At 60.1% G+C, this 10569-nt stretch carries 11 protein-coding genes; 5 read left to right on the top strand and 6 right to left on the bottom strand.

What is annotated here, in order from left to right:
• The first annotated feature begins 68 nt into the window (after positions 1-68).
• The 5 genes from C2U68_RS20870 (at position 69) to ureG (ending at position 4074) form a co-directional block, all read left to right on the top strand.
• Positions 69-386 carry an urease subunit beta gene (locus tag C2U68_RS20870; protein WP_140914403.1) on the top strand — a complete coding sequence of 106 codons (318 nt, stop codon included), beginning with the start codon at positions 69-71 and terminating at the stop codon, positions 384-386.
• Positions 383-2086 (top strand): urease subunit alpha, encoded by a 1704-nt coding sequence (gene ureC / locus C2U68_RS20865; RefSeq protein ID WP_140914402.1) that lies wholly within the window; start codon positions 383-385, stop codon positions 2084-2086. Before C2U68_RS20870 ends, ureC begins: the two co-directional genes overlap by 4 nt.
• 186 nt (positions 2087-2272) lie before the next feature.
• The gene (gene ureE / locus C2U68_RS20860; protein WP_140914401.1) at positions 2273-2704 is read left to right on the top strand and encodes an urease accessory protein UreE; all 432 of its coding nucleotides are present in this window, start codon (positions 2273-2275) and stop codon (positions 2702-2704) included.
• Positions 2694-3368, top strand: coding sequence for an urease accessory protein UreF (locus C2U68_RS20855; protein WP_140914400.1), 675 nt, complete (start codon positions 2694-2696; stop codon positions 3366-3368). The genes ureE and C2U68_RS20855 overlap by 11 nt, the downstream gene beginning before the upstream one ends.
• Positions 3369-3456: 88 nt before the next feature.
• A complete protein-coding gene (gene ureG, locus C2U68_RS20850; protein WP_140914399.1) occupies positions 3457-4074 on the top strand; it encodes an urease accessory protein UreG in 618 nt (205 codons plus the stop codon).
• Between the two features lie 27 nt (positions 4075-4101).
• Here ureG and C2U68_RS20845 read toward each other — a convergent pair whose 3' ends face one another.
• The 6 genes from C2U68_RS20845 to C2U68_RS21870 all read right to left on the bottom strand — a co-directional run bounded on the left by C2U68_RS20845 (position 4102) and on the right by C2U68_RS21870 (position 10569).
• Positions 4102-5568: an N-acetylmuramoyl-L-alanine amidase gene (locus C2U68_RS20845; RefSeq protein ID WP_140914398.1), complete on the bottom strand. Its 1467-nt coding sequence runs from the start codon at positions 5566-5568 to the stop codon at positions 4102-4104.
• A gap of 10 nt (positions 5569-5578) precedes the next feature.
• On the bottom strand, positions 5579-6943 hold the full coding sequence (locus C2U68_RS20840) for a hypothetical protein (RefSeq protein WP_140914397.1): 1365 nt from the start codon (positions 6941-6943) through the stop codon (positions 5579-5581).
• A 115-nt stretch (positions 6944-7058) separates the two neighbouring features.
• Positions 7059-8096: a M14 family metallopeptidase gene (locus tag C2U68_RS20835; RefSeq protein ID WP_140914396.1), complete on the bottom strand. Its 1038-nt coding sequence runs from the start codon at positions 8094-8096 to the stop codon at positions 7059-7061.
• Positions 8097-8185: 89 nt separating this feature from the next.
• Complete coding sequence (locus C2U68_RS20830; RefSeq protein ID WP_140914395.1) at positions 8186-9619, bottom strand: glutamate--cysteine ligase; 1434 nt, start codon at positions 9617-9619, stop codon at positions 8186-8188.
• 297 nt (positions 9620-9916) lie between these two features.
• Complete coding sequence (locus C2U68_RS20825) at positions 9917-10144, bottom strand: hypothetical protein (protein ID WP_140914394.1); 228 nt, start codon at positions 10142-10144, stop codon at positions 9917-9919.
• A 287-nt stretch (positions 10145-10431) separates the two neighbouring features.
• Positions 10432-10569 (bottom strand): PBECR2 nuclease fold domain-containing protein, encoded by a 138-nt coding sequence (locus C2U68_RS21870; RefSeq protein ID WP_186289698.1) that lies wholly within the window; start codon positions 10567-10569, stop codon positions 10432-10434.

The raw sequence follows: 10569 nt of genomic DNA, 5'->3' as shown, positions 1-10569 counted from the left end.
AATCGAGATATAAGGGTGGACACGATTTATCGTGCCCACGCGGAAAACCAAATTTAACAGGAGCCCCCATGATCCCCGGAGAAATCTTCCCCGCCGCTGGCGACATCGAACTCAACGCCGGCCGCGCCACCGTTAAAGTCCTGGTCGCCAATAGCGGCGACCGGCCGATTCAGGTCGGCTCGCATTACCATTTTTACGAAACCAACCCGGCTTTGCATTTCGACCGTAGCGTGGCTTTGGGCTTTCGACTGGATATTCCGGCCGGCACCGCCGTGCGTTTCGAGCCAGGCCAACAGCGCGAGGTGCAGTTGGTGGCGTTTGCCGGCGAACGTAAAGTCTATGGCTTTCGCGGCGAAGTGATGGGCCCGTTGGAGAAAAGCGCATGAGCAAAATCAGCAGACAAGCCTATGCCGACATGTTCGGCCCCACCACCGGCGACCGGCTACGGCTGGCCGACACCGATTTGATTCTGGAAGTGGAAGCCGATTACACCGTCTACGGCGACGAGGTGAAATTCGGCGGCGGCAAGGTGATCCGCGACGGCATGGGCCAAAGTCAGGTGGGCAACGACAAGGCGGTGGACTTGGTGATTACCAATGCGCTGGTCATCGATTACTGGGGTATCGTCAAGGCCGACGTTGGTATCAAACAGGGGCGGATTTTCAAGATCGGTAAGGCCGGCAATCCCGACATTCAGCCCGGCGTCGACATCATCGTCGGCCCCGGCACCGAAGTCATTGCCGGCGAAGGCCAGATTCTCACTGCCGGCGGCATCGACGCCCACATCCATTTCATCTGCCCACAGCAGATCGAAGAAGCGCTGTGTTCCGGCGTGACGACGATGGTCGGTGGCGGCACCGGCCCAGCCACCGGCACCAACGCCACCACCTGCACACCGGGGCCGTGGCATATCCAACAAATGCTGACAGCGCTGGACGGTTTGCCGATGAACTTTGGTTTGCTCGGCAAGGGCAACGCCAGCCTGCCCGGCGCCTTGGATGAGCAAATCCAGGCCGGGGTGATGGGCTTGAAACTGCACGAAGACTGGGGCACCACGCCGGCGGCGATCGATTGTTGCCTAAGCGTGGCCGAGCGTTTCGATGTGCAGATTGCCATTCACACCGACACGCTGAATGAATCCGGTTTCGTGGAAGACACCATCGCCGCCTTCAAGGGACGCACCATCCACACTTACCACACCGAAGGCGCCGGCGGCGGCCACGCCCCGGATATCATCAAAGCCTGCGGCCTGAACAACGTGCTGCCGTCGTCGACCAACCCGACCCGGCCCTACACGATCAACACCGTCGACGAGCATCTGGACATGCTGATGGTTTGCCACCACCTCGACCCCAGCATCCCGGAAGACGTGGCTTTCGCCGAATCGCGCATCCGCCGCGAAACCATCGCTGCCGAAGACATCCTGCACGACCTGGGCGCGTTTTCGATGATTTCCTCGGATTCGCAAGCCATGGGCCGGGTCGGCGAAGTGGTGATCCGCACTTGGCAGACCGCGCACAAAATGAAGGTGCAACGCGGCGCGCTGGCCGGCGACCCGGCCACCAGCGACAACCAACGCATCAAACGCTACATCGCCAAATACACCATCAACCCAGCCATCAGCCACGGCATCAGTCACGAAGTGGGCTCCATCGAAGCCGGCAAACTGGCCGATCTGGTGCTGTGGCAACCGGCTTTTTTCGGCGTCAAACCCAGCCTGGTTATCAAAGGCGGCCTGATCGCCGCCGCACCGATGGGCGACGCCAATGCCTCCATCCCCACCCCGCAACCAGTGCATTACCGGCCGATGTTCGGCAGTTTTGGCCGCACCGCCGCCAATACCTCGATGATCTTCCTGCCGCAAGCCGCCGTCTCTGCCGGCGTGGCGGGACAATTGGGTTTGCAAAAGCGGGTGGGCACGGTTCGGAATACACGGAACATCGGCAAATCGGATATGAAGTTGAATGATTACCAACCGGTGATGGAGGTTTGTCCGCAGACCTATCAGGTCAAGGCGGATGGGGTGTTGTTGACCTGCGAGCCGGCGGTGGTGTTGCCGATGGCGCAGCGGTACTTTTTGTTTTGATTCGGACTGGTTCCCAATCTCCGGCTTGGGAATCGAAGTGCTCGAAAGCGCTAGCTTTTGATTTTGTGCCGCTGCCGCGACACAACAAAACCAAAAGACATCAAATAATCCAAAAGCCATCGTGTTGGGTTACCGCTATCGCCTTTTATGCCCTTCGGGTAAACCCAACCTACATAAAATAAAACAATGCTAAAACTCACCGAAACCACCAACACCGAAGACCAGCCCGACGACACCCTGACCCTGCCTTACGATGCCCGCCAAAAATCTCGCCAACCGGCGACTACCAAAGGCGGCATCCAAGTCGGCGTGTTCCTGCCAAGGGGCCAAACCCTGAAACACGGCGCAATCCTGACCAACGGCCAAGGCTTTAAAGTGCGCGTCGATGCGGCGCCGGAACAATTATCGGTCGTCAAATGCAGCGACCCGCTGTTGTTTGCCCGCGCCTGCTACCACCTCGGCAACCGCCACATCGCCCTGCAAATTCTGCCGGACGAACTGCGCTTTCTGACCGACCACGTGTTGGATCAAATGCTGATTGGTTTAGGCTTGACCGTCGAGCATCACACCCTGCCCTTCGAACCGGAAGCCGGCGCGTACCACAGCCATGGTCACTAATCTGTCGTTGCTGCGGCTGTTACAACTGGTCAGCCCCAGTTTGCCGATTGGCATGTACAGCTATTCGCAGGGGCTGGAAACTGCGGTGCAGGACGGTTGGGTGACCAACGCCGAGCAAACCGGCGACTGGCTGCGCGGTTTGCTGCACAACGCTTTGGGCAAGGTCGATGCGCCGCTGCTGGCGCGGTTGTACGACGCCTGGCAAGCTGACGATATGCAAGCCGTCGAGCACTGGAGCCAGACTCTCAATGCCTATCGCGAAACCGCCGAATTGCGCGCCGAGGACAAGCAGACCGGCCAAGCCTTGGCGCGTTTGTTAGTCAATCTGGACATGCCGGAAGCGCAGGCTTGGCAGAAACGGCCGGACGCGACGCTGGCGACCTTGTTTGGCTTGGCGGCGGTGCGTTGGCAAATCGACAAGGCGGACGCGGTGAGCGGTTACCTGTGGGGCTGGCTGGAAAACCAGGTGCTGGGCGCGATCAAATTGGTGCCGCTGGGGCAAGTCGCCGGGCAACAGTTATTGCAGCGTCTAGCCGGCGAATTGCCGGCTTTGGTTGGGCAAACCCTGACCATGACCGACGACCAGATCGGCGGCAGTTGTTTCGGGCTGGCCCTGGCCAGCAGCCGGCATGAGATGCAGTATTCGCGGCTGTTCCGATCGTGAAATAACAATAATGCCTCGATGCAGCGCAAGCGCAATCGAGGTTTGAGCAACCTTAACCCCGGATGGCATCCGGACTACTGGAGAAAACATGAACGACAAACACGTATTGAGAATCGGCGTCGGCGGCCCGGTAGGCTCCGGCAAAACCGCGCTGGTGGATGCCTTGTGTAAACGCATGCGCGACGATTACCAAATCGGCGTCGTCACCAACGACATTTACACCCGCGAAGACCAGCAGTTTTTGATCCGTAGCCAGGCCTTGCCGGAAGAGCGAATTCTGGGCGTGGAAACTGGCGGCTGCCCGCATACCGCGATTAGGGAGGACGCATCGATGAATCTGGCGGCGGTGGACGAGTTGTGCGAGCGTTTCCCGGAACTGGACTTTGTGTTGGTGGAAAGCGGCGGCGACAATCTCAGCGCCACCTTCAGCCCGGAACTGGCCGATCTGACGCTTTACGTGATCGACGTCTCGGCCGGCGACAAGATTCCGCGCAAGGGCGGTCCCGGCATCACCAAATCGGATTTGCTGGTGATTAACAAGATCGACTTGGCACCTTATGTCGGCGCGTCGCTGGACGTGATGGACCGGGATGCGAAAAAGATGCGCGGCGAGCGGCCATTCGTGTTCAGCAACATCAAAACCGGCCACGGCCTGGAGCGGATTATCGACTTCATCGTCCGCCAAGGCATGCTGGCCGCAGCCTGAGCCGGCGCAAACCCAGGTTAAACCGCCTCAGGCATTCGGGATTTGCAAGGCCGGCCAATCGAAGGCCGGCCCGATATCCCATTTATCCTGCCGAAAATTGATGTGGCTGGCGATGCCGCTGTAGTTCTGGAAGAAATCCGGATCGCGTTCGAATTGTTTCGCCGTCGGCGGCAAGGTGCGCGGGATATTGAAGCGGGCGCACAAGTCCTGCAACAACAGCCGAATCGATTCGGTTTGCCCGGCCGGAAAGGTGGCGAAATAATGCTCGCCGCGGAAGCTTAGTTTCCGATATTTTTCGGTCTGGCTCAGTTCGCAGTAGCGGGTGCCGAACGGCGCGGTGTCGCCCCGCTTCGGCGGCCACCAGTTCAAACTATCCGGATTATCCGCCGCCGGCCGTAACGGGCCGACGTTGGCGATTTCGATCGCGATCGAGCGTTTGTCGTGGCGACCGCCGCTGCCCTGGACTCCAAGATGGTAGGCCCATTGCGCCGGGTCGAATACTTCGTACACCGTACCGTCCACATCCACCAGATAGGCCGCGCCGATACGGCCGGCGTCGCCGTTCCAGGTATCGAAGGCCGATTTGGCGCTGGAGCCGGCGGTAAAATGCAGCACGATCAAATCCTTGTGCGGCCGGTCGCTGTAATATTGCCCGGCCGGCAACCGGAAGCGGCTGCGGTTGATCGCCAACGCCGGTGCGGCACTTACTGTTGCCGCTGGCGGCATCGTATCGGTGCTGAGTCCGGCCGGATCGGTAGCCAACAGCGCCCGCGGATTGGGCCGTTCGCTGGCGCCGGCCCAGAAAAAATGCCCATCCAAATCGCGATACCAGAAACTATTGCCGGATACCGTTTCGCCAACCGCAAAGCCACTGATCTCCACCCGGCTGCCGGCCGGCAATACTTTGACCAGCGCGCCGCTCAAGGCCGGGCTTTCCCGCAATTTGACATTAACCAGCAGGCCGATTTGCTTGCCGCTCAGGCCGGCAAACTCAGGTTCCGGTACCGCTGCCGCCAGCAGTTCGGTCAGATTCAACGCCGTCGCCGGACAAGCCGCCGAGGCCCGGATGGCACTGTGCAGCAGTACGTGCTCGGTATCCAGCTCGATGCGCCAGCGGTCGGCAATCTCGCGCAACAGCCGGGCGCAAACCGCCTGCTGCCCGGCCGGGAAGCCTTGGCCAGCGGCCATCTCCACCACGATGCCGATCGAATAATAGTTCGGGTTGCTGTTCGGCCGCTGTTGGACCAAGGCCGCGCTGGGGTTGACCACCAAGCCGGCGTGAAAAGCGGTGTCTTTCTCGTCGACGTACTGCCGGACCCGGCCGTCGCCGGCAATCGCGTAGTGGGTCGAGACCAAGCTGCCGCCGCTGCGATAACCGGTTTCGGCCTGGGCCAGATCGGCGACGCTGTGCAACACGATCACATCCGGCTTGAATCCGCCGGGCCGACCGGGGCGGAAATTGTCGGCGGCGCAGCCTATCCAGTCGATTTGCATACCGCCCTCCTCAGCCCAACGCCTTCAAATCGCCGCGCTCGCCCTGCAACGGGTTGGCGGCCGTCGGCGACAGCGCATCTGCGGTCGCGGCAAGCTGGGAGCTTTGACGGATGGCTTTTTGCTCGTCGTCCTTGCGCGCCAGACCGGAACGCAACTGCAACAGTTTGCTCAACACGTTGTACCAAAACGGCCCGCCCATGCTTAACAGAAACATCGACAACACCACGCCGGGGACACTGGCATTCTGCTGCCAATTGTCCTGCCAGGCTTGCCAATCCTTGGGCCAGGTAATCAGGCCGCGGTCGGCCAGCACGTTCAAGTAATATTTTTCGGTTTCGATACCGGCGGCGGATTTGACCGGTTCGGCCGACGCATCACTGCTTGCTCCGGTTTTGGGCTGGCTTTTGGCGTCCGCCATCACCTTGGCTTTGATGGTCTCGTCCTGGGCAAAGGTCGGCGCCAATTGCACGAAGGCGCTGCGCATTTGTTCGTCCATGGCCAAGCGGTTGATGATGACGAGTGCATCCAGTTGTAATCCGAACGCCAGCAAAGCCGCACTGAATACGCTGACCGTGCGCGCCGTCGACGAGAAACGCACCGCGACCCGATCCAGCAAATTGTCGAAATTCATGTGGATCACCGCCAAAAACTCGCTGGCGGCCTCTTGCAGCAAGGCGTTGGCTTCCCGCACATCCTGCGCCAGTTCCGGATTGGATTTTTCGAATTGCAGCGCCAGCATTCGCACGTTTTTCAGGGTCGCGGTCGGGTTCTCGACCCCATTGTTGCCCAATGCCTGCCCCAGCTTTTCCGCCAAATCGATGTGCTTGGCGATGATGCCTTTCAATTTTTGATAAAGCCGCTTTTGTTTATTGACGCCGAGTTCGGTCTTGACCTGCTGGATCAGCCGGCCGGCTTCCAGGCTCTTCAAAAACGCCGGATACTCGCGCAACTTGTTCTCCAGTGCCGCCAAGCCGACGTTGACGGTAATCGCCCCGTTCGCCAATTCGGCGTTGACCCGGTCGAATTCGGCTTTGATGCCGGCATCGTAGGCCGCAGCCAATTCCAGCAGACTTTTGACGAATTCTTCGCGGTGGATCACCTCGCCGTAGGACAAAAACCGCAAACGTGGCGGCAACCAACTGCGAAACCGGCCGCCGATGGTCTGTTGGCTCAACACTTTACCGGCGATCGCTGCCGCGTCGGTGCGCGCCAAACGCGGGTCCAGCACTTCCAGCAGATCGGTCAAACCGTGATGCAGGTTGCGGCCGCGGCTGGCGAGCAGCTTGAGTATGGCCTGGCTGATCAGCGTAACGGCCATGCTGGCGATCAACATCACCACCGACAAGCCCAGCAATATATCCAAGGACTTCAACATCAGTTTTCTCCCCTACCCCGTTAGACGGTCCGCTGCAACCGCAACCGAAGCTTTGGTTGGCAGCGGCCCGCAGCATAAACCGTAAAGCTTAGACCATTCGGCCCAATCGCCAAAATCAGCCGCCCTCCAGCGGCAGCCGCTCCATCAAGTAGCACAGGCAATCCTGGCGGATCACCCGTTCGTCCAAGGTCAGCATCGACGGCATCGTCGGCCGCTTCAACACCAACTGCCCGTCCCGAATCTCGAAAAACCGCTCGGTGACCGGTATACCGGCATTATCCCTGGCGACCACCGGCACGCGCGCCGTCGAGCTAGTGCCGAACGCGGTGCCGGCGGCAATTTCGGTGAAGTTCAATCGCTCCAACCCGCTGTCAAGCAGCAAATCGGCGCTGCGCTCGGTAAAGCTGAAACTGGCATCCTCGGCGATACAGACCTGGGCCACGGTGTGGTAGATGTCCACATCCTGGCGGGCGACCGGATGCGCCGGAAATTCGTGTAAGTGCAGACAGCTATCCAAAAACTCGAGCGCATGTTCGGTGCCGTGCGGCTGGCCGGGACGGCCGCATTCCAGCGTCACGGCCGGGCAAAACTCGGCGAACGCGCCGGATTGGATGCCTTTGGGGTGGGTAAAGTAGACCAGCAAACGGCCGAACAAGGCCCCCAGATGCAGAAACTCCCGGTCCAGTTTGTTGATGCAGGCGTAATGCGGGTTGCGGCCGGTATTGTTATGCACGTCGACGCTGGCAAACACGCCGCGCCGGCGCATGATTTCGCAAATCTGCGCTGCCCAAGCCGTTTCCGGCGACGGCGCCAGACCGGTACCCGGCCAGATCCGGTTGAAGTCGGGCTGGCCGTCCAGTCGGCGCAGATTGTGGCGGGCGGCCTGGGTATTCCCAAAAAACAGGGTCAGCCCGCGCGGCAAACTTTGGCCCTGGTATTTGCGTAATAACTGTTGCACGGCCAGAAAGCCGGTCGATTCGTTGCCGTGCAGCAGCACCGATACGAACAGTGTCTCCGGCCGCTTGCCGGGCAGATGGAACAAGGCCGGTTCCGGCACCAGGGTATGCAGGGCTTCGACCGGAATGTCCAGCAGACCCGGCGGCAGGACGTCGAATTGTTTCAGAACAGAATGTGCGGAGAGGTTCGATTGCATGGCCGAGATGTCCAAAGTCCGTTCAGCGACTCAACATGCCTGAATAGTCGGCCGAGAGCAACCGCAATGCGCCGTTCGGCGGGGTGCGCTCAGAGCCCCCAGCCCGACACCGGCTCGCCGCCGAGCTGGCGCAGCAAATACTCCCGCGTCATTGCGCTAAATTCGCCGGGATGGGCTTCGATAAAGCGCCGCTGCCACTGGCTGCCGGTCTGCCGGCTGGCGACACGGCGGCGGACGATGCCAAGGTAGTCCAACGCGTCGCGGTTGCGGATGCCGAGCGCGTCCAGCCCCAGGCCGGCGCGCGGCAGCAGTTCCTGTTCGATCAGCTTGGCCAGCCGCTGCTTGCGGTTGCCGAACCAGACCACATGGCAATCCAGCCCGTGGCGGGCGGCCTGATAGAAATTGTCCTTGGCTTGAGCGAAAGGCAATGCCGCCCCGCCCTCCGCCCGTTCGTCGGCCAGATTTTTCACCAGCCCATAGAAAAACGCGGCATTGGCGACCATATCGATCACGGTCGGCCCCGCTGCCGGCGTGCGGTGTTCGATACGGATATGCGGCGTGCCGTCGGCGTCGAACCCCACCAGCGGCCGGTTCCAGCGCCAGATGGTACCGTTGTGCAGGCGCAGATAGCGAAACGCTTCCGGCGCATCGTCGAATTGTTCCGGCAACAGCACCGGAAAATGCTGCAAATTCTCGATAAAACATTCCTGGATCGAGTGCCGGGCGTAATCCGAACCGAAACCGACCCGGTGCAACGGCCCGTCCGCCGCGCCGCTATAACCGCCGGCAGCGATGGCCTGCTCGAACATCGGAATCCGGGTCTCGGCCCATAAATCCTTGCCGAACAGATACGGCGCATTCGCCGCCAGCGCCACCATCGCCGCCGAGGCGATGATGGAGGCGTTGTAAATGTGGTGGGCCTGACTAAGCGGACACTGGATATGCAACTGCAGCGAGGTAGTGGCCGCTTCCAGCATCACGTCGTGGTGTTCCAGTTTCAGATGCTCGTGACCGCATATATCCAGACAAATCGGCCGGCCGCGGTTTTGCAAAATCTGCTGGTTCAAAGCCCGGTAACGGTTCATGTCCGACATATTGCCCAGATGCAAATCGCGCTGTTCCAAGGTCGGCAGCGTACCGATCGCCAACAGGTGCAAATCCATTTGCCGGGCATGCCCGGCCGCGTCTTGCCACGTCTGTTGCAATTGCTTGTGCATCGCGCCGAACGCAGCACCGGTCAAGGCTTGCGGCGGCGTGTTCAGTTCGATATTGAACTTGGCCAGCTCCGGACCGGCCAGCAGCGGCTGACCGAAGGATTGCAAATACGTCTGGTTAGCCGGCGCCGGCCGCATATCGCCGTCCAACAACCAAGCTTCTATCTCGAAACCGGCCACCGGCGCAGCTTCCGCACAGGCTTTATCGCGGATCAAACGGCCGAGCAATTCGGTCTCGGTCTGCAAACGCCGGCAAAACCGGTCGAAATCGGCTTCCTGATACGCAGCGGCGCGGGTTTCTTGGCCCATAGTTAAGTCCGGCGGTGTGGCGGAAGATACAGATAGTAAAGGCCCCGGCTCGCGCCGGTCAATCTCGAACCGAACGCGCGGGCCGAAGCCACCCCATCGGGCCGGATTGGCTTGCCGTTTTTCTCCTCTCTTGGATACGGACGGGCCGGGGCGTCTTGCGGTAGCCATAGCCGGAGTTTTATCCCCGACGCCGTTTAGTTATTAACCCGACCCTTGAATCCACTGGATTCGTCATTCCCGCGAAGGCGGGAATCCAGTATAACCGCCGGGCTCCTGCCTTCGCGGGAGCGACGATATTTAAGGACCGGGTAATAGGTCGGCTAACCGCCTTGGGTTCGTCCCTGCGGGTGCGGGGAACGCACATCCGGCCGTTTTTTTCAGCGGCCCGCCCTTGGGCTTATCCTCGGCCAACTTCATCGCCGACAGCGGCTTCCACTCCTTGCCCTCGGGTGAGGCAATCTCACGCCTGGCGGCTGCCAGAATATGTTCTAAATGACTGGCTTCGAAGTCGATCTCAAATTGCATAATGCACCACCCCCTTTATAATCAAGGCGTGAATCGGTCAGACTGCGCCTTGCGCGCTACTGCCCAATATCCGATCCACAAAACGCGACCCCTAAAAAGGCCGCGTTTTTTTCTTGAACAACAGCCTGCCGTAATGTGGTTTATCTAAATAACCCAGCTTGGCTTTCTCGGGTTTGTGCTATGCCATAAACACCGTCGCGCCTTTCCAGCCCGTACTGGCCCATTCAAAAATACCCACGCCGAACACCCCAGCACCATCCAGTTAGAACGCACGCAGATAGCGCCGTTTAGCCGCCAACGACCTTTCTCCCGCGATCCTGCTCCCAATACCACCAAATTTCATCGGGCTCGATCAGCGACATGGCCAGCAAGTTGAGATACTGCAACCGTTGTTCCTGATCGGCGTCAGCCAGAAGTGGCTCCAT

Origin of the sequence: Methylomonas koyamae (genome assembly GCF_006483455.1) — a bacterium.
GTDB lineage: Bacteria > Pseudomonadota > Gammaproteobacteria > Methylococcales > Methylomonadaceae > Methylomonas > Methylomonas koyamae_B.
This window is presented reverse-complemented; position numbering and strand designations above follow the sequence as displayed.